Here is a 21,581-nt window from a genome sequence, read left to right on the forward strand (position 1 = left end):
GGTGAACCCGGCGGGCGGCGCGGCCCGATCCGGGCTAGGCAGAAGGCATGTCACGGATGGGGAGAATCGACCGCCGCTGGTTCGAACGGGTCGCCACCGCGCGGCTCGCGGGCGCCGAGCAGCGGGTGCTGCCCGGCCTCAGCAGGGCCGCCAACCACGGCAGGCTGTGGTTCGCCACGGCGAGCGCGCTGGCCGTGGCGGGCGGCCCCACCGCCCGCCGGGCCGCACGGCGCGGAGTGGGCGCGCTGGCGCTGGCCTCGCTCACCGCCAACACCGTCGCCAAGTACGCGACCCGACGCCGGCGCCCCGTCGTCGACGCCGTTCCGCTGGTGCGCCGCCTGACGAAGGCGCCCCGCAGCTCCTCCTTCCCCTCCGGGCACTCCGCGTCGGCGGCCGCCTTCGCCACCGGCGTCGCCCTGGAATCCAGCCGGTACGGGGCGCTGATCGCCCCCGTCGCCGCGGCTGTCGCGTTCTCCCGGATCTACGTCGGCGTCCACTACCCGGGCGATGTGCTGGCAGGCTGCGCCCTGGGCGCGGCCGCCGCCGCGGTCACCTGCTATTGGTGGCCGCCCCGGCCCCGGCCCGTCCACATCCTGCACACCCGCGCCGCCGCGCCGCCTCTCCCGCACGGCCGGGGACTCGTCGTGGTCGTCAACAGCGCCGCGGGCAAAGGCGTTCCGGGCCGTCTGCCCGCGGCGGAACACCTGCGCCTGCTGCTGCCCGAAGCCGAGATCGTGGAGCTGCGGGCGGGCGACGACCTCGCGGAACTCCTGGACGAGGCGGCGTCCCGCGCCGGACAGCTCGCCGGGGTGCTCGGGGTCTGCGGCGGCGACGGCACCGTGAACGCGGCGTCCGAACGGGCCGCCCGCGCCGGGCTCGCCCTCGCGGTGTTCCCCGGCGGCACCTTCAACCACTTCGCCCTCGACGCGGGCGTCGCCGCCTTCGAGGACACCGCGTACGCCGTCGAACACGGTGAGGCCATCCGCGTCGACCTCGCCCGCGTCCGCGACGGCGCGGGCAACGATGTCTTCGCCTTCCTCAACACGTTCAGCATCGGCCTGTACCCCGACCTGGTGCGCATGCGGGAAGACATGGAGGGGCGGATCGGGAAATGGCCGGCCGCCGCGCTCGCCCTGCTCCGCGTCCTGCGTACCGCCGAGCCCGTCCAGCTTTGGATCGACGGCAGGCCCCGCGCCCTGTGGCTGCTGTTCGCGGGCAACGGCCACTACCAGCCCGACGGACTCGCCCCCTCACACCGGCCCCGCCTCGACGAAGGACTGCTCGACGTCCGCACCGTCGACGCCGAAGCACGCCTGGCCCGTACCCGCCTCACCGTGTCCGCACTGGCCGGCGCGCTGCGCCGCTCGCACGTCTACCAGGCCGAACGTGTACGCGAGATCCGCCTCGCCGGCCTCGACGGCGTGCGCACCCTCGCGTACGACGGGGAGGCCGCGCCGGCGCCGGACACCCTCGTCATCCACAAGGCGGACCGGGCGCTCGTCGTCTACAGCCCCGCCGAACCCCAGGACGAGCTCGCCCAGCGGGCCCGCACCGCGACGGCCGCCTTCGCCGCCGGCGCTACCGCGACACGAGCGGGCCCGGCGCGCTGACGAACCGCGGCGAGGGCGGTTCCGGCAGGGTGCGCGTGAGGAGCCAGGCCAGGGCGGGGAAGACGATCAGCGGGGCGAGCGCGGTCCCCAGCGACGCGGCGTCGGCCGCCGCGCCGATCAGCGGGCTCGCAAGCCCGCCCACGCTCACCGTCAGGCCGAGCGTGACCCCGCCGGCCGTGCCGATCCGCGTGGGCAGGTAGTCCTGCCCCAGCGTCACCTGGAGGGAGAACGGCACGTACAGCGCGGCCGACGTCAGCGCGACGAACAGGTAGAAGGCCGGGCCGGGTACGAACACCACCCCCGCGACGGCCGGCGCCGCGGCCGCGTACGACCGGCGCAGCACCCGCACCCGGTCCCAGCGGGCCGCGAGCCTGCCGCCCACGACCGTGCCCACCGCGCCGCCCGCGTACAGCACGAACAGGGCGGCGGAGCCCACCACTTCGCCACCGCCCACCCGCTGGCGGGCGTACAGCGCGATGAACGCGCTCAGACCCACGAAGACCAGCGAGCGGCAGACCACGGCCAAGCAGAGCTTGAGGAAGGACGCCCGGTCGTCGCGGCCGGTGGCCGGCGCGTTCCCGGCCGGCGCCCGGCCCGGAGCCCGTGTCGCCCGCAGCGCGAGCACGCACACCACGCCGCCCAGCGCGGCCGGCGCCATGAGCAGCGGGGCAGCCCCGAGGCCGCCCGCGCCGATCACCCCGGCGACCAGCAGCGGGGCGGCGGCGAAGCCCAGGTTGCCGCCGAACGAGAACCAGCCCATCGCGGTATGGCTCCCGCCACTCGCCGCACGGGCCACCCGGGCGGACTCGGGATGGTAGGCCGCCACCCCGACCCCGGACACGGCGACCATCGCCAGGGCCGACGCGTACGTACCGCCGCAGCCGCTCAGCGCGATGCCGACCCCAGCCACCGCGGTGCTCGCGGGCAGCAGCCACGGCATCGCCCATCGGTCGGTGAGTGCGCCGAACAGCGGCTGGACGATGGACGAGAGCAGCGACGCGGCGAGCACGATGCCCGACGCCGCGGCGTAGGAGTAGGCGCGTTCGGCGACGAAGTAAGGAACCAGGGCGGCGACGGCGCCCTGGTACACATCGACGCAGGAGTGCCCCAGGGCCAGCAGGAACACGGGCCGGCGCAGCGGCCCCGAGACCCAGCCCCAACTAGGCTTCCCAGATGGGGACTTCAGTGCCCCGACCGCCTGCCCGGCCACCTGTTGATCACGTATCTCGCCACGCGGTTTCTTCGAGTTCTCCGGCACTCCTCGATCATCACCACCGCCACCGTTGTCCCGCTTCCGATAAATTGCCAGGCGATGCCGAACATCCGCCACACCCCCCTTGCCCCCACTCGGGCCCAGGAGATGGCTCCCGGGGACAGCATCGACGCGCACCGGCACGACGATCACCAGATCGTCTACGCGAGCCGCGGAGTGCTGGCCGTCACGACCGGCGCGGGGACGTGGGTCGCGCCCGCGACGCGCGCGATCTGGGTGCCGGCCGGGACCGTACACTCCCATCGGGCGCACGGCAGGCTGGAGTTGCACCTGATGCGGATCGCGGCCCATGAGAACCCGCTCGGTCTCCAGGCCCCCACCGTGCTGATGGTCGGGCCCCTGCTGCGCGAGCTGCTCCTGGCCCACACGCGCTCGCCGGACGACGAAAGCCCCGAACGGGACCGGCTGCGGGCCGTGCTGCTCGACCAGTTGCGCGCCTGTCCGCAGCGGCCCGTCCACCTCCCGGCGCCGAGCGATCCCCGGCTGGTCGCCGTGTGCGCGCTGCTGGAGGCAGACCCCGCCGACCGGCGGGGGCTTGCCGAGCTCGGCGCCCGCGTCGGCGCCGGCGAACGCACCCTGACCCGGCTGTTCCGCGCTGACCTCGGGATGACGTTCCCGCAGTGGCGCACCCAGCTCCGGCTCCACCGCGCCCTGCAACTGCTGGCCGAGGGCACCGCGGTGACCACCGTGGCCCACCGGTGCGGCTGGTCCTCGGCGAGCGCGTTCATCGACGTGTTCCGCCGGGCCTTCGGCCACACACCGGGCGCGCACACCCGCTTGCGTTAGAGCACGCTCCAACTCGTAGCGTCTGGTGCATGAACAGCGCAGAGAACGCGAGCAACGCACACAACGCAAGCCAGGCAATGGACGACGCGAGCAAGGCGGGCAACGTGAACAACGCAGGCAGCGCCCACAACGTCGAGGCCACCGACATCGACGCCACCGACGACCGGTTCGAGCGCGGGCTCGCGCTGCTGCGCACCATTGGCGGCCAGGAGAACCCGGCCGTACTGGACAGCCTCGCCGACATCGCGCCCGACCTCGGTCGCATGACCGTCGCCTTCGGATACGGCGACATGCTCTCCCGCCCCGGCCTCACCCTGCGCCAGCGGCAGATCGCCACCGTCGGCGCGCTGGCCGCCATGGGGAACGCGGCACCCCAGCTGCGCTTCCACATCGCCGGCGCGCTCAACGTGGGGGTCACCCCGGCCGAGGTGGTGGAGATCCTGATCCACACCGCCGTGTACGCGGGTTTCCCCGCCGCGCTCAATGGGATCGGCGCCGCCCGCGAGGTGTTCGAGGCCCGTCCCGGCCTCGCGGTGACACCGGTCGAGACGGAACCGGTGCCGGGTGACCGGTACGAGCGCGGGCTCGCCAAGCTGGCCGAGGTCGACGGGCACGCGGGTGACCAGGTGGTCGCCTCGATGCGGGACATCGCGCCCGACCTGACGCGCTACATCGTCGAGTTCGCCTTCGGGGACATCTACTCGCGCTCCTCGCTCGACCTGAAGTCCCGCGAACTCGCGAGCGTCGCGATGTGCACCGCCCTCGGCACGGCGGCGCCGCAGCTGCGCGTCCACATCCACGGCCTGCTCAACGTCGGCGGCACCCGCGAGGAGGTCGTCGAGGTCATCACGCAGATGGCGGGCTACGCGGGTTTCCCCGCCGCGCTCAACGGCATCGCCGCGGCCCGCGAGGTGTTCGAGGAGCGCGGGCAGGAGTGAGCCGGGCGGTGGTGGTCTCCGCCGGGCCCCCAGACGTACGGAAGATCTTCAGGGGAGCAGTTTGTCGAGGGCGGTGGTGCCCTCCGCGGCCAGCTTGCGCTCGGCCCAGGCCAGGTTCTGCGGGGTGATGTCCCGCCCCGAGGCCAGCACGAGGTCCTCGGCGGTGACCTCGCCCTCGGATCCCGTGTGCAGCAGGGCGTCCGGGGTCACGGCCTCGGGCCGCCGGGTGGAATCGGGCCGGTCGTTCATACCGCCTCCTACGTTCGTCCGCTCTTGCACCATTCTGGCCCCCGCCTACCCGGACCGCATCCGGCCCACACGCCCCGCCCGCCCCCCGCCCGCCCCCGCCCGCCCCCCGCTCGACCAGGCGCGCATCCCCCGTCGGCTCCGGCCACCCCCGCCGTCCATGTGACATTCCGTACCGGTATCGGCACAGCGCGTGCGCGGGCTGTGTCATCCCGCCGGTGTCGTACGGGCGGCGCCGAACCTCGCTCGCGCCCGAAGGCGCGTGCCCGGTGTGCGCTCCCCTTCCGGATTCTTGGAACACGTTCTACTGTGTGCGCCGCCGTACCGCGACCGTCCTGGAGGGGCCGTGCACCTCGAATACACGCCTGAGCAGCAGCAGTTGCGCACCGAGCTGCGCGCCTACTTCGCCGAGCTCGTGCCGGACAACGTGTACGCCCGGTACGCCGACCCGGCCGCCCAGAAGCGGTTCTACCGCGAGACCGTGCGCCGGCTCGGCGGGGACGGCTGGCTGGGGGTGGGGTGGCCCACCGAGTACGGGGGGCGCGGGCTCACGCCCATGGAGCAGTTCATCTTCTTCGACGAGGCCGCCCAGGCCGGGGTCCCGCTGCCGCTCATGGCGCTGAACACCGTCGGCCCGACGATCATGAGCTTCGGCACGGACGAGCAGAAGGCGTACTTCCTGCCGAAGATCCTCTCCGGCGAGATCGACTTCGCGATCGGCTACAGCGAGCCCGACGCCGGGACCGACCTCGCCGCGCTCAAGACCCGGGCCGTGCGCGACGGCGACACCTATGTGGTGAACGGACAGAAGATCTGGACCACCAATGGCGACACCGCCGACTGGGTCTGGCTCGCCGTGCGCACCGACCCCGACGCGCCGCCGCACAAGGGCATCACCATGCTCCTCGTGCCGACGTCCGACCCCGGCTACAGCTGCACCGTCATCAACACGCTGGCCTCGCACGACACCACCGCCAGCTACTACGAGAACATCCGCGTGCCCGTCACCCGCAGGGTCGGCGAGGAGAACAAGGGCTGGCGCCTGATCACCAATCAGCTGAACCACGAGCGGGTCACCCTCGCCGCCCACGGCACGATGGCGATCCGCGCCCTGAACGACGTCCGGCGCTGGGCCGCCGACACCAAGCTCGCCGACGGCCGCCGCGTCATCGATCTGGGCTGGGTCCGCAAGAACCTCGCCCGCACCCACACCCGCCTCGAAGCGATGAAGCTGCTCAACTGGCAGATGGTCAACGCCGTCCACGAAGCCACCCTCACCCCGCAGGACGCCTCCGCGGTCAAGGTGTACGGGTCCGAGGCGCGCCGGGACGCCTACGCCGCGCTGATGGAGGTCGTCGCGGCGGCCGGCCCGATGAAGGAGGGCTCGGCGGGCGCGGTCCTGCACGGCGAACTCGAACGCGGCTACCGATCCGCCGTGATCTTCACCTTCGGCGGCGGGAACAACGAGATCCAGCGCGAAATCATCTCCTGGATCGGTCTGGGTATGCCGAGGGTCCGCCGCTAGCCTGGCCGTGGGGGCCACCCGCCGGAGGTGAACGATGGCTGACGCAGATCCGGGTCACTTCGGCCCCGCATCGGTCACATGGCAGCTGCACAGCGACCCCATGATGTGGATTGCGGGCATCCGGGCGCTCTACCTCCAGGCGCTCCACCCGCGTGCCGTGCGCGCGGTGATGCAGAACTCGGACTTCCGCAGGGACGCCTGGGGCCGCCTGATGCGTACCGCCAACTTCGTCGGCACCGTCACCTACGGTACGAAGGAGGCGGCCGAGCAGGCGGGCGCGCGGGTCCGCCGCATCCACGCCCACCTCACGGCCGACGACCCCGCCACGGGCGAGCGGTTCGGCGTCGACGACCCCGAACTGCTCCTGTGGGTGCACTGCGCCGAGATCGACAGCTACCTCACCGTCGTCCGGCGCTCGGGATTCCGGCTGAGCGACGCCCAGGCCGACCGCTACCTCGCCGAACACCGCGTCGACGCCCGCCTGGTGGGCCTCGATCCGGCGGGAGTGCCGGGCACCGTGGCCGAACTCGCCGCCTACTTCGACTCCGTACGGCCCCGGCTCGCGCTCACCGACGACGCGCGGGCCGTGGACGACTTCCTGCAGCGGCCGCCCATCCACCCGCTCCTCGTACCGGCGCGCGAGCTGCTGTGGCGGCGGGTGGCGTGCCTCGCCTACGCCGCGCTGCCCCCGTACGCCCACGAGCTGTACGGTCGCCCCGCCCCCTCCATGCGCACCGTGGACCGCCAACTCGCCGTTGCAGGAAGGGTGTTGCGCTGCGTTCCGGCGCGGCTGCGCTGGCAGCTGCCGCCCCGTCACATCCTTGGGGCGATGGCCCGGCTCGGCCCCGGAAGCCGCCCGGAGCCGTACAAACTTCGCAGACAGGCGGCCATACTGGACGAGCCGGGGAGGGCGCACTTTCAGTGACGGGGGCGACGGCACGAAATGGCGGACACCAGGCTGATCCACGGCCGTTACCGGCTGCTCGACCTCATCGGCCGCGGCGGCATGGGCGAGGTGTGGCGGGCCCGGGACGAGTCCTTGGGGCGGCGGGTCGCGGTCAAGCTGCTCAAACCGCTGGCGCCGAGCCGCGAGGAGTCGTTCACCCGGGTGCTCAGGGAGCGCTTCCGCCGCGAGGCCCGCGTCGCCGCCGCGCTCCAGCACCGCGGCGTCACCGTCGTCCATGACTTCGGCGAGTACGACGGCGGGCTCTACCTCGTCATGGAACTGCTCGACGGCCGCAACCTGAGCCAGCTCCTCGACGGCAACAAGCGGCAGCCGCTGCCGGTCCCGGAGCTCGTGGACATCGCCGAACAGGTCTCGGGCGCCCTCGCCTACACCCATCAACAGGGCATCGTGCACCGCGACTTGAAACCCGCGAACATCATGCTGCTCACCGACGGCACCGTGAAGATCTGCGACTTCGGCATCGCGCGGCTCGGCGCCGACATCGGTTTCACCGCCCGCCTCACCGGCACCGGCGTCGCCATGGGCACCCCGCACTACATGTCGCCGGAGCAGATCGCCGGCGAGGAGGTCGACCACCGCAGCGACCTCTACTCGCTGGGCTGCGTCCTGTACGAACTCTCCACCGGAGCGCCGCCGTTCGACCTGGATGACGCCTGGGCGGTGCTCGTCGGCCACCGCGACACCCAGCCCCGGCCGCCGAGCGAGCACCGCGCCGAACTCCCGGGCTTCTTCGACCGGGCGGTCCTCGACCTGCTGGCCAAGTCGCCGGACCAACGACCGCGGGACGCACGGGAGTTGGGCCTTCGCATGGCCGCTGGGCGGGCCGCCCTGCGCCCGCTCACCGCCCCCGTGCCGCTGGCTCCGCCAACCAGGCTCCCCTCCTGGACCCGGGGCATGACCACCGGCCACAAGGCGACCCGCGCCCTCGCCCCGGCCGCCCGGCCCGACCCCACGGCGGGTCTCACCGGCGAGTGGACCACCGCGCCCGCCGATCCGCACCGCCTGGCCCCGGGGCCCGAACCGCGGGTATCCGCCCGGCCGGCGCCGGCGCCGGAGGTCCTCGCCGCACTGAACAGCCGCCACAACGCCGGGCTCAGCCTCGGGCGGCTCGGGCGGTGGGCGCAGGCGGGAGAGGTGCACCGGGCGGTCGCCGCCGAGCGCGCCCACCTCCTGGGGCCCGGCCACCCCGACACCCTGGCCAGCCGTTATGAGGTGGGCTTCACGCTCAGCCGGACCGGCCGCGCGGCCGACGCGCTGCGCGAGTTCGGCGAGGTCGCCGACGGCCGGGCCCGCTCCCTTGGCCCCGGTCATCCCGACACCCTCGACGCGCGCCAGGAGATGGCCTACGTCCTGGGCCGGCTCGGCCGCCCCTTCGAGGCGCACCAGGTGTACGCCGCAGTCCTCGCCGCGCGCGAGGGCGTCCAGGGTCGCGACCACCCGGACACCCTGCGCTGCCGCCACAACCTCGCCTTCAACCTCGGCCGGCTCGGCCGCCTGGAGGACTCCTGCCGGATGGCCCAGGAGGTGGCCGCCGCCCGCGCCAGGGTGCTCGGCGCAGGGCATCCCGACACCCTCGTCACGCAGTACGAAGTCGCTTACGCGCTGGGGCAGTTGGGGCGCTGGGTGGAGGCTCTGGCGGTGTACCGCGAGGTCGCCGCGGGCCGTGCGGCGGCGCTCGGCGGCGACCACCCGGACGCCCTGGCGGCCCGCTACGAGATCGGCATCAGCCTCGGCCGGCTCGGCCGCAGTTCCGAGGCCCTCGTGCTCTACCGCGATCTGGTCGAGGACCGCCTGCGGACCGGCGGCCCCGACGACCCGGAGACCCTGCGCGCCCGGCACGGCCTCGGCGTGAACCTCGGACGCCTCGGCCGCTGGGAGGAGGCCCTCCAGGAAGCCCGCGAGGTGTGCGCCGCGCGCGAACGGGTCCTCGGCCCCGACCACCCGGACACCCTGATCAGCCGCCGCGAGGTCGCGGTCGGCCTCGGCTGGCTGGGCCGCTGGCCCGAGGCGCTGGACGTGTACCGCCGGGTCGCCGCCTCCCGCGAGCGGGTCCTGGGCGCCGGCCACCCGGCCACCCTGGCCAGCCGCAACGACGAGGCGCACTGCCTGGAACAACTGGGCCGCGGCCCGGAGGCGGGAGAGCTGTACCAGAGAGTGGCGGCCCTGCGCCGGCGGAGCGCCGGTCAGCACTGACCCTGGGCCCGCCGCCGGGCGGGGTTTCGCAGCCGGTCGCCCCGTGTTACCAAGGGGCATGCCCGTACGCACCGCGTTCGCCCGTGACCAGTACGACGCCGTCGTGGTCGGAGGCGGCCACAACGGTCTCGTCGCCGCCGCCTACCTCGCCCGCGCCGGACGCTCCGTCCTCGTCCTTGAACGGCTCGGCCGCACCGGTGGCGCCGCCGTCTCCACCCGCCCCTTCGCGGGCGTCGACGCGCGGCTCTCGCGCTACTCCTACCTGGTCTCGCTGCTGCCCGCCAAGATCGTCGACGATCTCGGCCTCGACTTCGCCGTGCGCAAACGGACCGTGTCCTCGTACACGCCGGTCGCGCGCGGCGGCCGCCCCGGCGGCCTCCTGGTCGGCGGCGGCCTCGATCGTACGGCCGCCTCCTTCCGTCAACTGACCGGCTCCGACGCCGAGTTCACCGCCTGGCAGTCCTTCTACGACATGACGCGCCGGGTCGCCGAACGGGTCTTCCCCACCCTCACCGAGCCGCTGCCCACCGCGGCCGCGCTGCGCGAGCGGATCGCGGACGACGCCGCGTGGCGGATGCTGTTCGAGGAGCCCATCGGTGTCGCCGTGGAGGACCGCTTCACCGACGACCTCGTGCGCGGCGTCGTCCTCACCGATGCCCTGATCGGCACGTTCGCCGACGCCCACGACCCCTCGCTCGCCCAGAACCGCTGCTTCCTCTACCACGTGATCGGGCAGGGGACCGGCGACTGGGACGTTCCCGTCGGCGGTATGGGCGCCCTCACCGACGCGCTCGCCGGGGCAGCTCGGGCGGCCGGCGCGGAGATCGCCACCGGCCACGAGGTGACCGCTATCCGCACCGACGGCACCGAAGCGGAGATCTCCTTCACCACCGCCGAGGGGCCCGGCACGGTGGCCGCGGCCCACGTCCTGGTCAACGCCTCGCCGCAGGCCCTCGCCGACCTCGTGGGCGACCCGCCGCCCCCGCCCGCCGAGGGCGCCCAGCTGAAGGTCAACATGCTCCTGACGCGGCTGCCCCGCCTCCGGGACACCTCGGTCGATCCGCGCGAGGCGTTCGCCGGAACCTTCCATATCGCGGAGGGATACGGCCAGTTGGCGACCGCGTACGCGGAGGCTGCGCGGGGGGAGCTGCCCGGCGCGCCGCCGTCGGAGATCTACTGCCACTCGCTCACCGACCCCTCCATCCTCGGTCCGGACCTGGCGGCGCGCGGCGCTCAGACCCTCACGCTGTTCGGTCTGCACACCCCGGCCCGGCTCTTTGCCGACGACAACGACAAGGCGCGCGAGCAACTCCTCGCCGCGACCCTGGCCCAGCTGGACGCCCATCTGGCCGAACCGCTCGCCGACTGTCTGGCCCTGGACGCGGACGGCCGCCCTTGCATCGAGGCGAAGACCCCGCTCGACCTGGAGCGCGACCTGCGGCTGCCCGGCGGCAACATCTTCCACCGCCCGCCGGCCTTCCCGTACGCGGACGAGTCGACGGGGCGCTGGGGAGTGGAAACCGCCCACGCGAACGTGCTGTTGTGCGGCGCGGGCGCCGTCCGCGGCGGCGGGGTGAGCGGCATCCCGGGTCACAACGCGGCGATGGCGGTGCTCGGCCGCTGAGCGGCCCGCGGGCGCCTGCCCCGGTGGCTCAACACCCGGGGCGAGCACCCCAACCAGCCGACCCCGGCCCGCCAGGCCGCTACCGGCGTCAAGATGACCTCCGGGTACCGCGCACCCTGGAACAGAAGGGCTCGCCGAGCGGGAGGCCGGCCCGGCCGACACCCGCGAGCTCAACTCCCGCCGCGATCAGTTCAGTCTGCCGATGCCGTCCACCCCGTCGCCTCGATCCGGGCGGCGTCCCGCGGGCGGGCCTCGTCGAAGAGCACCCTGCCCTCCTCGGTGACGCGCAGCGCGTCCACGTACACGCCCCGCCCCACGTACGAGGGCCCCGTCGTGCACCGCCAGCGCAGCCGCACCTCCTGCCCGCGCCAGGCCGCGAGCTCCGCTGCCACCCGGTGCCAGACCCGCCCGGACCACCCCGCCACCGACCCGGCGAGATGTTCCAGGGGCTGTTCCCCGTTCCGTACGGTGCTGAACGGCACGGGCCGCCAGGTGGTTCCGGCGTCCGCGGAGGCCTCCAGGAAGGCGCCGGCCGCGCCGGGCTCGGTGTCCCACCACAGGGCGCAGGTCAGCCGGGCGCCGGCGGTGCGGACGGCCAGCGCGGGCAGCGTGAGGGTGGCGGTCGTCGCGGTGGCCGTGCCCGTGAACCAGGCCGTTCCGCCGTGCTCGGGGCGGACCGCGACGGCCCGCGCCAGGGCGTTGGCCGCCGCGACGCGCGGCGCGGAACCGGAGCGCCAACTCCGCACCGGATGAACGGAGTTGCCGAGCAGTACGAGGAACGTGTCGGTGCTCGGGTCGATGACGAGGCTGGTCCCCGTGAACCCGGTGTGCCCCGCGCTGCGCGGTGTCGCCATCGCGCCCATGTACCAGTGCTGGTAGAGCTCGAAGCCCAGGCCGTGCTCGTGGCCGGGGAAGGCCGTGTTGAAATCCCTGAACAACAGGTCCACGGATGCGGGGGAGAGGATCCGGGCCCGACCGTAGGTGCCGCCGTTGAGGAGTGTTCGGGCCAGGACGGCGAGGTCCCAGGCGCAGGAGAACACCCCGGCGTGCCCGGCGACCCCGCCGAGGCCGAACGCGTTCTCGTCGTGGACCTCGCCCCACACCAGACCCCGGTCAAGGCCGGACCACGGCTTGCGGGCGTCCTCGGTCGCCGCGATCTTCGGCTTCCAGGACGCGGGTGGGTTGTAGCGAGTGCGGTGCATCCCGAGTGGAGCAGTGATCTCGTCGTGGAGCAGTGCATCCAGGCGGCGCCCGGTGATCCTCTCCAGGACCAGCTGGAGGGAGATCAGATTGAGGTCGGAGTAGAGGTATCGCGTGCCGGGCGGATTCGCCGGAGTCTCGTTCCAGATGAGCTTCAGCATCTCCTCGTGCGTCGCCGCCCCGTACAGGGGGAGCCACTCACGGAACCCCGAGGTGTGCGTGAGCAGTTGACGGATCGTCACACCCGTCTTGCCTGCCGCGCCGAACTCGGGCAGGTACGAGGCGACCGTCGCCTCCAGCTCCAGGGTGCCGCGCTCGATCTGCTGGACGGCGAGCAGCGCGGTGAACAGTTTCGACACGGAGGCGAGGTCGTACACCGTGTCCTCGGCCGCCCTGATCTGCCGCTCGGGTGGGAACTCCACCGCCGTGTCGCTCTTCTCGTCGTACGCCGCATAGCGCACCGCGCTGCCGATGGGGTGGTGCAGCGCCACCGTCCCGCCGCGCCCGGCGAGCAGCACCGCGCCCGCGTACCAGGGGTGCTCGGGCGAGGGTCCGAGGAACGTCTCGGCGTCCGCCACCAGGCGGTCCAGGTGCTCGGGCAGCAGCCCGGCCTGTTCGGCGGAGCCGCGCCGCAGCGTCCGTCCGCGCTCCGCGGCGTGCGCCGCGGGCGGCAGTGAGCCCGCCATCAGGGCGCCCCCCAGTGCCATGGCCGAACCGGCCAGCCGTCGTCTGCTGATGCCCCCGGGGTGATCGGCCATCGGTGCGAACACCTTCCTGACGCGGTGAAAGTATCTTTCGGGATCACATGCAACATCCGGAACTTTCTTCCCGGGGGTGGCCCGTGTCAACCAGCGGGCACAGGCGACGCGCCCGGCAAAGAATCTGACGCAGCATCAGAAAATCTCTTCCCTCGTCGCTCCCGCTGCGGCATCCTGCGCCCCATGCAGACGGAGCTGAGCAAGAAACTGGGAGTCGAGTACGCCGTCTTCGGCTTCACGCCGTTTCCGGCCGTGGCCGCTGCCATCACCCGGGCCGGCGGATTCGGTGTGCTCGGCGCGGTCCGCTACACCGCCCCCGACGACCTCGCCCGCGACCTCGACTGGATGCAGGAGCACACCGGCGGGCTGCCGTACGGCCTCGACGTGGTGATGCCCGCCAAGAAGGTCGAGGGGGTCGGCGAGGCCGAGGTCGAAGCCATGATCCCCGCCGGGCACCGGCAGTTCGTGGCGGACACCCTGGCCAAGTACGGCGTCCCCGAACTCGCCGAGGGCGAGGCGTCCGGCTGGCGCATCACGGGCTGGATGGAACAGGTGGCCCGCGGCCAGCTCGACGTCGCCTTCGACTACCCGATCAAGCTGCTCGCCAACGCGCTCGGTTCGCCGCCCGCCGACGTCGTCCAGCGCGCCCACGACAACGGCGTGCTCGTCGCCGCCCTCGCGGGCAGCGCCCGCCACGCCCGCCACCACGCCGACGCGGGCATCGACGTCGTCGTGGCCCAGGGCTACGAGGCCGGCGGCCACACCGGCGAGATCGCCTCCATGGTGCTCGTCCCCGAAGTGGTCGATGCCGTCGGGCCGCTGCCCGTGCTGGCAGCCGGAGGCATCGGCAGCGGTGAACAGATCGCCGCCGGGCTCGCGCTCGGCGCCCAGGGCGTCTGGCTCGGCTCGCTCTGGCTCACCACCACCGAGGCCGACCTGCACTCGCGCGCACTGACCCGCAAGCTGCTCGCGGCCGGCTCCGCGGACACCGTCCGCTCCCGCGCGCTCACCGGCAAGCCCGCCCGCCAGCTGCGTACCGACTGGACCGACGCCTGGGACGACCCGAGCGGCCCCGGCACCCTGCCCATGCCACTCCAGGGTCTCCTCGTGGCCGAAGCCGTCTCCCGCATCCAGAAGTACGAGGTCGAGCCGCTGCTCGGCACCCCGGTCGGCCAGATCGTCGGGAGGATGACGAGCGAACGCAGCGTCCAGGAGGTCTTCGACGACCTGACGCGCGGCTTCGAGCGGGCCATCGACCGCATCAACCGCATCGCGGGGAGGGAGACCCGATGAACCAGCCCCCCAACGGATTCTGGGCCCAGGCCGCCGCCGACCCCAGCCGCCGCGTCCTCATCGCCCCGGACGGCGAGGAATGGACCGCGGGACGGCTGCACGCCGCCGCCAACCAGCTCGTACACGGGCTCAGGGCCGCGGGCCTTGAGCGCGGCGACGCGTTCGCGGTCGTGCTGCCCAACGGAGTCGAGTTCTTCACCGCCTACCTCGCCGCGTCCCAAGCCGGCTTCTACCTCGTCCCCGTCAACCACCACCTCGTCGGCCCGGAGATCGCCTGGATCGTCGCCGACTCGGGCGCCAAGGTCCTCATCGCGCACGAGCGGTTCGCCGAGGCGGCCACGGCGGCGGCCGACGAGGCGAAGCTGCCCGCCACCCACCGCTACTCCGTCGGCACCGTCGCCGGATTCACGCCGTACGCCCAACTCCTGCATGGCCAGAGCGAGTTGGTGCCAGGCGACCGCACGCTCGGCTGGGTCATGAACTACACCTCCGGCACCACCGGACGCCCCCGCGGCATCCGCCGCCCGCTCCCCGGCAAGCTGCCCGAGGAGACCTACCTCGGCGGCTTCCTCGGCATCTTCGGCATCAAGCCGTATCAGGACAACGTGCACCTGGTGTGCTCGCCGCTCTACCACACGGCGGTCCTCCAGTTCGCCGGCGCCTCCCTGCACATCGGCCACCGCATCGTCCTCATGGACAAGTGGACGCCCGAAGAGATGCTGCGCCTCATCGACCAACACGCCTGCACGCACACCCACATGGTGCCGACCCAGTTCCACCGGCTCCTCTCGCTGCCCGACCAGGTGAAGGCGCGCTACGACGTCTCCTCGATGCGGCACGCCATCCACGGCGCGGCGCCCTGCCCCGACCACGTGAAGCGGGCCATGATCGACTGGTGGGGGAGCTGCGTCGAGGAGTACTACGCGGCCAGTGAGGGCGGCGGCGCGTTCGCCACCGCCGAGGACTGGCTGAAGAAGCCGGGCACGGTCGGAAGGGCCTGGCCCATCAGCGAGCTCGCGGTCTTCGACGACGACGGCAACCGGCTGGCGCCGGGCGAACTCGGCACCGTCTACATGAAGATGTCGACCGGCGGCTTCAGCTACCACAAGGACGAGGGCAAGACGAAGAAGAACCGCATCGGAGACTTCTTCACCGTGGGCGACCTCGGCTACCTGGACGAGGACAGCTACCTCTTCCTGCGCGACCGCAAGATCGACATGATCATTTCGGGCGGCGTCAACATCTACCCGGCCGAGATCGAGGCCGCCCTGCTGACCCACCCGGCCGTCGCGGACGCCGCGGCCTTCGGCATCCCGCACGCCGACTGGGGTGAGGAGGTCAAGGCGGTGGTCGAAGTGGCGCACGGCCACCGGGCCGACGACGCGCTCGCCGCCGGGATACTCGCCCACTGCGAACGCCTCCTGGCACGCTACAAGCGGCCCAGGACCGTCGACTTCATCGAGACGATGCCCCGCGACCCGAACGGCAAGCTGTACAAACGACGGCTGCGCGAACCGTATTGGGAGGGCTTCGAGCGCGCGATGTGACCCGGGGAACACCGGCCCCGCTCCGCTGGCGAAGGTGCCCGCCGTCGAGTTGAATGGCGCGGCAGCCGCCGCGGGCGGCGCCGTACCGGGAGGTGGCACAGAAGATGGTGGCGGAGCTGGCCGAGGAGTTCGAGGAACACCGGCCGGTGCTGCGCGGGCTCGCCTACCGGATGCTCGGCTCGCTGTGGGACGCCGACGACGTCGTCCAGGACGCCTACCTGCGCTGGAGCAGGGTCGACCGCGCCGAGGTCAGGGACGCGCGCGGCTTCCTCATCACCGTCGTCTCACGCCTCGCCATCGACCAGCTGCGCTCGGCGCGGGTGACCCGCGAGGCCTACGTGGGGCCGTGGCTGCCCGAGCCCGTCGCCACCAACGAGCTCGGCCCGCTGGACACCGCGGAGCTGCGCGACACGATCGCCTTCGCCACGGTCCACCTCATGGAACGGCTCACCCCGCCGGAACGCGCCGTGTTCGTGCTGCGCGAGGCCTTCCAGCTGCCATACGAGGAGATCGCGGCCATCGTGGACGCGAGCGTCGTCAACTGCCGCCAGATGTACACCAGGGCCGGGCGCCATCTGGCCGCCGGGCGCGACCGCTTCCCGCTGTCCGACGACGAACACGCCAAGCTGCTCACGCGCTTCCTGCAAGCCGCGCAGGGCGGCGACCTCGGCGCGCTCACCGAACTGCTCGCCGAGGACGTGGTGGCCTGGTCGGACGGCGGAGGCAAGGTCACCGCGGCGCGCCGCCCCGTCACCGGCCGCAAGAAGGTGGTCGCCTTCCTCACCGGCCTGCTCAACCGGTACGAGCTGGAAGGCTTCGAGGTCCTCGACATCAACGGCGCCCCCGCCCTGTGCATCACCGCGGACGGGCAGCGCCAGATCGCCGCGTTCTCCTTCCGCGACGGACGGATCGACAACATCTACGCGGTCCGCAACCCCGACAAGCTCACCCGCCTGGACGGCCCCGCCCGCTGAGGCCTCCCGCGGCGCGCGGGGCCCGGACAGCAATGTCTTGACCTCGCGCGCGCGGCCACCCAGGATCCAGCCATGAACGAGGTACGCAGCAGCACCGTCGACGGCATCGTGCGCCGCAGCGCCCGGCGCGCCCCGGAACGCATCGCGGTGCGGTACGCGGACCGCGCTTGGACCTACGCCCAACTCGACGCGGCCGTCTCCACGGCGGCCGCCGTCCTCACCGCCCACGGCCTGCGCGCGGGCGAGAGGGTCGCGACGTACGGCCACAACTCGGACGCCTATCTGATCGCGTTCCTCGCCTGCGCACGGGCCGGGTTCATCCACGTCCCGGTCAACCACAACCTCACCGGCGATGACCTCGCGTACATCCTGGGGCAGTCCGGCACCTCGCTCGTCCTCACCGACCCCGCCCTCGCCGATCGGGTGCCCGCCGGGTTCCCGGTGCGGCACCTGCGGGACAGCGCGGACTCCCTGCTCACGGCGCTGGCCGAGCCGCGCCCGTACGAGCGCGAGGGCGGCGCGGACGAACTCGTCCAGCTCCTCTACACCTCGGGGACCACCGCGCTCGCGAAGGGCGCGATGATGACCCACCGGGCGCTGGTCCACGAGTACCTCTCCGCCATCACCGCGCTCGATCTGCGCGAGAGCGACCGGCCGGTGCACTCGCTCCCGCTCTACCACTCGGCGCAGATGCACGTCTTCCTGGTGCCGTACCTGGCGGTGGGCGCCGAGAACACCATCCTGGACGCGCCGGACGCGGGCCGGATCTTCGACCTGGTGGAGAGCGGGCGCGCGGACTCGCTCTTCGCGCCGCCCACCGTGTGGATCGGCCTGGCGGGGCACCCCGAGTTCGCGTCCCGCGACCTGAGCGGTCTGCGCAAGGCGTACTACGGGGCCTCGATCATGCCGGTTCCGGTCCTGGAGCGGCTGCGCGAGCGGTTGCCGGGGCTCGCCTTCTACAACTGCTTCGGGCAGAGCGAGATCGGGCCGCTCGCCACCGTGCTCGGGCCCGCCGAGCACGAGGGGCGCCTTGACTCCTGCGGGCGCCCCGTGCTCTTCGTGGAGGCGAAGGTCGTGGACGAGAGCGGCGAGGCGGTGCCCGACGGCACGGTGGGCGAAGTGGTCTACCGCTCCCCGCAGTTGTGCGAGGGCTACTGGGACAAGCCGGCCGAGACCGAGGAGGCCTTCCGGGGCGGCTGGTTCCACTCCGGCGACCTCGCGGTGCGCGACAGCGAGGGCTACTTCACGGTGGTCGACCGGGTGAAGGACGTCATCAACTCCGGGGGCGTTCTCATCGCCTCCCGCCAGGTCGAGGACGCGCTCTACACCCATCCGGCCGTCGCCGAGGCAGCGGTCGTCGGGCTGCCCGACGACCGCTGGATCGAAGCGGTCACCGCCTTCGTCGTTGCGCGCGGCCCGGTCACCGAGGCCGAACTCATCGGCCACGCCCGCGAACTGCTCGCCGCCTTCAAGGCACCCAAACGGGTCCTGTTCGTGGACGAGTTGCCGCGCAACGCGAGCGGGAAGATCCTCAAGCGCGAACTGCGCGACCGCCTCGCCTGACGCCCGCCCCAGCAGGCCAGGCCCCAAGTGGCTTGCCCGGGGCCCGCGCTCACCCCCGCTGCGGCCGCAGGTCGACGATCCGCTTGAACTTGCCCACCGAGCGCTCGATGGTCCCCGGGTCCACGACCTCTACCTCCACCGAGACGCCGATGCCGTCCTTGACGGCCGCGACGATCGAGCGCGCCGCCGCCTCCCGGCGCTCGGGCGGGGTGTCCGCGCGGGCCTCCACCCGTACCGTCAGCGCGTCGAGCCGGCCCTGGCGGGTCAGGCGCAGCTGGAAGTGCGGGGCCACGCCCGGCGTGCGCAGCACGATCTCCTCGATCTGGGTGGGGAAGAGGTTCACCCCGCGCACGATCACCAGGTCGTCGCTGCGCCCGGTGATCCTCTCCATCCGCCTGAACACCCGGGCCGTACCGGGCAGCAGCCGCGTCAGGTCCCGCGTCCGGTAGCGGATCACCGGCATCGCCTCCTTGGTGAGCGAGGTGAAGACCAGCTCGCCCCGCTCCCCGTCCGGCAGCACCTCGCCGGTGAGGGGGTCGACGACCTCCGGATAGAAGTGGTCCTCCCAGATGTGCAGGCCGTCCTTGGTCTCCACGCACTCCTGGGCGACGCCGGGCCCCATGACCTCGGAGAGCCCGTAGATGTCGACCGCGTCGATGGCGAACCGCTCCTCGATCTCGCGGCGCATCTCCTCGGTCCACGGCTCGGCGCCGAAGATGCCGACCCGGAGCGAGGTCGTCCGGGGGTCGATGCCCTGCCGTTCGAACTCGTCGAGCAGCGTCAGCATGTAGGAGGGCGTGACCATGATGATCTCGGGACGGAAGTCCTGGATCAGCTGGACCTGACGGGCCGTCATGCCGCCGGAGGCGGGGATCACCGTGCAGCCGAGCCGCTCGGCCCCGTAGTGCGCGCCGAGCCCGCCGGTGAACAGGCCGTATCCGTAAGCCACATGGACCTTGTGGCCGGGCCGGCCGCCCGCTGCGCGGATCGAGCGGGCCACCACGTCCGCCCAGGTGTCCAGATCGCGCTGGGTGTAGCCGACGACGGTCGGGCGTCCCGTCGTGCCGCTGGAGGCGTGGATGCGGCGGATGTCCGTCTCGGGGACCGCGAACATCCCGAAGGGGTAGTGGTCGCGCAGATCGCTTTTGGCGGTGAACGGAAAGCGGGCCAGATCGGCGAGCGAGGCGCAGTCCTCGGGCCGGACGCCGGCCTTGTCGAAGGCCTCGCGGTAGAACCCGACGTGGTCGTAGGCGTGGCGCAGCGTGGCACGCAGCCTGTCGAGCTGTAGCGCCTCCAGCTCCGCGCGGTCCATCCGCTCCGCCGCGTCCAGCACCTGTGCCATCGTGCGCTCCCGTCCTCACTCCGTCCCGCACGGGACGACGAATCGGGCGACCGATCATTCGGTCGTTCCGTATCGGAGCAGTAATTCAGCCAGCCCAGGGGCGCGTCAAGGCCTGTGGACAACACGGCGCGCAGCCGTGCGGCGCGACCGGACGGGTCAAGGTCGCGCTGTGGGCGAAAGGGATTGCCGAGTGTGCCGGACGGCTGTGAGGATCGATCGCATGCCGAAGTTCACGACGTACGACGGGACCGAACTCGCCTACCACCTGCACGGTGAGGGTGAGCCGCTGATCTGCATCCCGGGCGGCGCGATGCGCGCCTCGCGATACCTCGGGGACCTCGGCGGGCTCAGCGCCCACCGGCAGCTGGTGCTGCTCGATCTGCGCGGCACGGGAGACTCCGCCCATCCCGAGGACCCGGCCACCTACCGCTGCGACCGCCAGGTGGCCGACGTCGAGGCGCTGCGCGTCCATCTGGGCCTCGCGCGCGTCGATCTGCTCGGGCATTCGGCGGGCGGCAACCTCGCGATGCTGTACGCGGCGGCCCACCCCGATCGCGTCGCCCGCCTCGCGCTGATCGCCCCGTCCCCGTGGGCGCTCGGGATGCCGCCGACGCGCGCGGAGCGGCTGGCGGCAGCGCGGCTGCGCAAGGGCGAGCCGTGGTTCGAGGAGGCGTACGCGGCCTACTCGGCGGCGCTCGACGGGCGCGAGCCGCAGGCGGACTACGACGCGCTGTTCTACGGCCGGTGGGACGCCGCGGCGAAGGCCCATGCCGCCGCGGGCGACCAGGAGTACAACGACGAGGCGGCGGACGTCTACGGCAGCGACGGCGCGTTCGAGCCGTCCGCCACTCGCGCGGCGCTGGCCCGGCTCGACGCCCCCGCGCTGCTGCTCGCCGGCGAGCTCGACGGCGGGCCGTGCCCCGAACTCGCGGCCCGCGCCGCGGCCTGCTTCACCGACTGCGCCCTCCAGGTCCAGCCGGGCGCGGGCCACTACCCCTGGCTCGACGACCCGGGCGCCTTCGTGCGTACCGTCGCCGCCTTCCTCGACCCGGACGTACGCTCGGTCACCGTCGACGGCGTCCGGCTCGCCTACCGCGTGTGGGGCGAGGAGTCCGCGCCGCCCGTGGTCCTCGTGCACGGACGCGGCGGCAGCGCCTCCGGCTGGACCGAGATCGCCGACCACCTCGCGCGGACCCGCCGGGTGTACGCCTTCGACCTGCGTGGACACGGGCTCAGCGACTGGCCGGGCGCCTACTCCTTCGAGGCCCTGCGCGACGATCTGAGGGGCTTCTTGACGGCACTCGGCCTCACTGGCGCAGACGTGATCGGCCACTCCATGGGAGGCATCGCCGCCGTGCTGCTCGCCCAGGACGAGCCGGGCCTGATCGGCCGCCTCGTCTTGGAGGAGACCCCGCCGTTGTTCCCCCTCGATCCGCCGCGCGGTCCGGCCGAGCGCCCGGCCGGGGAACTGGGCTTCGACTGGGCAGTGGTGGCGGCCACCGACGCCCAGCTGAACGACCCCGACCCGGCCTGGCGCGGCCGGTTCGCCGCCGTAGCCGTGCCGACGCTGGTCGTGGCCGGTGGCCCCACCAGCCATTTCGACCAGAAGAAGCTCGCCTGGATGGCCTCGCGCATACCGGGCGCCCGCCTCGTCACCATCGACGCGGGCCACGCCGTGCACGCCGTCCGCCCGGCCGAATTCCTGGGCGCGCTCGCGGAGTTCGGCATCCTGTGACGGGTGG

The 21,581-nt window shown here is 72.9% G+C and carries 16 protein-coding genes; 12 read left to right on the forward strand and 4 right to left on the reverse strand.

Annotated elements, in window-relative coordinates:
- Positions 1 to 47 precede the first annotated feature (47 nt).
- Positions 48 to 1,610 carry a bifunctional phosphatase PAP2/diacylglycerol kinase family protein gene (locus OG522_RS32625; protein ID WP_443074774.1) on the forward strand — a complete coding sequence of 521 codons (1,563 nt, stop codon included), beginning with the start codon at positions 48 to 50 and terminating at the stop codon, positions 1,608 to 1,610.
- On the opposite strand, the gene OG522_RS32630 is transcribed toward OG522_RS32625, so the two are convergent.
- Positions 1,579 to 2,736: an MFS transporter gene (locus OG522_RS32630; protein WP_443074775.1), complete on the reverse strand. Its 1,158-nt coding sequence runs from the start codon at positions 2,734 to 2,736 to the stop codon at positions 1,579 to 1,581. The two genes, OG522_RS32625 and OG522_RS32630, sit on opposite strands and share 32 nt — an antisense overlap.
- 186 nt (positions 2,737 to 2,922) lie before the next feature.
- Here OG522_RS32630 and OG522_RS32635 point away from each other — a divergent pair, with 186 nt between their 5' ends.
- Together OG522_RS32635 and OG522_RS32640 are read left to right on the forward strand one after the other, a co-directional pair.
- Entirely contained in the window at positions 2,923 to 3,669 is a 747-nt protein-coding gene (locus tag OG522_RS32635; protein ID WP_329466637.1) for an AraC family transcriptional regulator, read from the forward strand.
- Positions 3,670 to 3,698: 29 nt separating this feature from the next.
- Positions 3,699 to 4,607 carry a carboxymuconolactone decarboxylase family protein gene (locus OG522_RS32640; protein ID WP_329466638.1) on the forward strand — a complete coding sequence of 303 codons (909 nt, stop codon included), beginning with the start codon at positions 3,699 to 3,701 and terminating at the stop codon, positions 4,605 to 4,607.
- A gap of 48 nt (positions 4,608 to 4,655) precedes the next feature.
- Here OG522_RS32640 and OG522_RS32645 read toward each other — a convergent pair whose 3' ends face one another.
- On the reverse strand, positions 4,656 to 4,856 hold the full coding sequence (locus OG522_RS32645; RefSeq protein WP_329466639.1) for a hypothetical protein: 201 nt from the start codon (positions 4,854 to 4,856) through the stop codon (positions 4,656 to 4,658).
- Between the two features lie 343 nt (positions 4,857 to 5,199).
- Between OG522_RS32645 and OG522_RS32650 the strand changes: the two genes are divergently transcribed.
- Genes OG522_RS32650 through OG522_RS32665 form a run of 4 tightly spaced genes read left to right on the forward strand, consistent with a single transcriptional unit; the run spans position 5,200 to position 11,162 of the window.
- The gene (locus OG522_RS32650; RefSeq protein WP_329466640.1) at positions 5,200 to 6,378 is read left to right on the forward strand and encodes an acyl-CoA dehydrogenase family protein; all 1,179 of its coding nucleotides are present in this window, start codon (positions 5,200 to 5,202) and stop codon (positions 6,376 to 6,378) included.
- A 34-nt stretch (positions 6,379 to 6,412) separates the two neighbouring features.
- A complete protein-coding gene (locus OG522_RS32655; protein WP_329466641.1) occupies positions 6,413 to 7,303 on the forward strand; it encodes an oxygenase MpaB family protein in 891 nt (296 codons plus the stop codon).
- 18 nt (positions 7,304 to 7,321) lie between these two features.
- Entirely contained in the window at positions 7,322 to 9,538 is a 2,217-nt protein-coding gene (locus OG522_RS32660) for a serine/threonine-protein kinase (RefSeq protein WP_329466642.1), read from the forward strand.
- Positions 9,539 to 9,596: 58 nt separating this feature from the next.
- On the forward strand, positions 9,597 to 11,162 hold the full coding sequence (locus OG522_RS32665) for a phytoene desaturase family protein (protein ID WP_329466643.1): 1,566 nt from the start codon (positions 9,597 to 9,599) through the stop codon (positions 11,160 to 11,162).
- A gap of 191 nt (positions 11,163 to 11,353) precedes the next feature.
- Here the strand turns inward: OG522_RS32665 and OG522_RS32670 are convergent, their stop codons facing one another.
- Positions 11,354 to 13,120 (reverse strand): serine hydrolase, encoded by a 1,767-nt coding sequence (locus OG522_RS32670; RefSeq protein WP_329466644.1) that lies wholly within the window; start codon positions 13,118 to 13,120, stop codon positions 11,354 to 11,356.
- Positions 13,121 to 13,303: 183 nt separating this feature from the next.
- Here OG522_RS32670 and OG522_RS32675 point away from each other — a divergent pair, with 183 nt between their 5' ends.
- From OG522_RS32675 to OG522_RS32690, 4 genes are all read left to right on the forward strand, one after another.
- Positions 13,304 to 14,413, forward strand: coding sequence for an NAD(P)H-dependent flavin oxidoreductase (locus tag OG522_RS32675; RefSeq protein ID WP_329466645.1), 1,110 nt, complete (start codon positions 13,304 to 13,306; stop codon positions 14,411 to 14,413).
- The gene (locus tag OG522_RS32680) at positions 14,410 to 15,960 is read left to right on the forward strand and encodes an acyl-CoA synthetase (protein ID WP_329466646.1); all 1,551 of its coding nucleotides are present in this window, start codon (positions 14,410 to 14,412) and stop codon (positions 15,958 to 15,960) included. Before OG522_RS32675 ends, OG522_RS32680 begins: the two co-directional genes overlap by 4 nt.
- A gap of 92 nt (positions 15,961 to 16,052) precedes the next feature.
- Positions 16,053 to 16,934, forward strand: coding sequence for an RNA polymerase sigma-70 factor (locus OG522_RS32685; RefSeq protein ID WP_329466647.1), 882 nt, complete (start codon positions 16,053 to 16,055; stop codon positions 16,932 to 16,934).
- A 72-nt stretch (positions 16,935 to 17,006) separates the two neighbouring features.
- Positions 17,007 to 18,497, forward strand: coding sequence for a fatty acyl-CoA synthetase (locus tag OG522_RS32690; RefSeq protein WP_329466648.1), 1,491 nt, complete (start codon positions 17,007 to 17,009; stop codon positions 18,495 to 18,497).
- A gap of 49 nt (positions 18,498 to 18,546) precedes the next feature.
- Here OG522_RS32690 and paaK read toward each other — a convergent pair whose 3' ends face one another.
- Positions 18,547 to 19,839: a phenylacetate--CoA ligase PaaK gene (gene paaK / locus OG522_RS32695; RefSeq protein ID WP_329466649.1), complete on the reverse strand. Its 1,293-nt coding sequence runs from the start codon at positions 19,837 to 19,839 to the stop codon at positions 18,547 to 18,549.
- Positions 19,840 to 20,059: 220 nt separating this feature from the next.
- Here paaK and OG522_RS32700 point away from each other — a divergent pair, with 220 nt between their 5' ends.
- Positions 20,060 to 21,574: an alpha/beta fold hydrolase gene (locus tag OG522_RS32700; RefSeq protein WP_329466650.1), complete on the forward strand. Its 1,515-nt coding sequence runs from the start codon at positions 20,060 to 20,062 to the stop codon at positions 21,572 to 21,574.
- Positions 21,575 to 21,581: the final 7 nt, after the last annotated feature.

Origin of the sequence: Streptomyces sp. NBC_01431 (assembly GCF_036231355.1) — a bacterium.
Taxonomy (GTDB): Bacteria; Actinomycetota; Actinomycetes; order Streptomycetales; family Streptomycetaceae; genus Streptomyces.

Coding starts and splice junctions, on each gene's coding strand:
- OG522_RS32675 (WP_329466645.1), top strand. CDS start 13,304: ATGCAGACGGAGCTGAGCAAGAAACTGGGAGTCGAGTACGCCGTCTTC.
- OG522_RS32690 (WP_329466648.1), top strand. CDS start 17,007: ATGAACGAGGTACGCAGCAGCACCGTCGACGGCATCGTGCGCCGCAGC.
- OG522_RS32680 (WP_329466646.1), top strand. CDS start 14,410: ATGAACCAGCCCCCCAACGGATTCTGGGCCCAGGCCGCCGCCGACCCC.
- OG522_RS32655 (WP_329466641.1), top strand. CDS start 6,413: ATGGCTGACGCAGATCCGGGTCACTTCGGCCCCGCATCGGTCACATGG.
- paaK (WP_329466649.1), bottom strand. CDS start 19,839: ATGGCACAGGTGCTGGACGCGGCGGAGCGGATGGACCGCGCGGAGCTG.
- OG522_RS32625 (WP_443074774.1), top strand. CDS start 48: ATGTCACGGATGGGGAGAATCGACCGCCGCTGGTTCGAACGGGTCGCC.
- OG522_RS32700 (WP_329466650.1), top strand. CDS start 20,060: ATGCCGAAGTTCACGACGTACGACGGGACCGAACTCGCCTACCACCTG.
- OG522_RS32670 (WP_329466644.1), bottom strand. CDS start 13,120: ATGGCCGATCACCCCGGGGGCATCAGCAGACGACGGCTGGCCGGTTCG.
- OG522_RS32665 (WP_329466643.1), top strand. CDS start 9,597: ATGCCCGTACGCACCGCGTTCGCCCGTGACCAGTACGACGCCGTCGTG.
- OG522_RS32635 (WP_329466637.1), top strand. CDS start 2,923: ATGCCGAACATCCGCCACACCCCCCTTGCCCCCACTCGGGCCCAGGAG.
- OG522_RS32640 (WP_329466638.1), top strand. CDS start 3,699: ATGAACAGCGCAGAGAACGCGAGCAACGCACACAACGCAAGCCAGGCA.
- OG522_RS32660 (WP_329466642.1), top strand. CDS start 7,322: ATGGCGGACACCAGGCTGATCCACGGCCGTTACCGGCTGCTCGACCTC.
- OG522_RS32645 (WP_329466639.1), bottom strand. CDS start 4,856: ATGAACGACCGGCCCGATTCCACCCGGCGGCCCGAGGCCGTGACCCCG.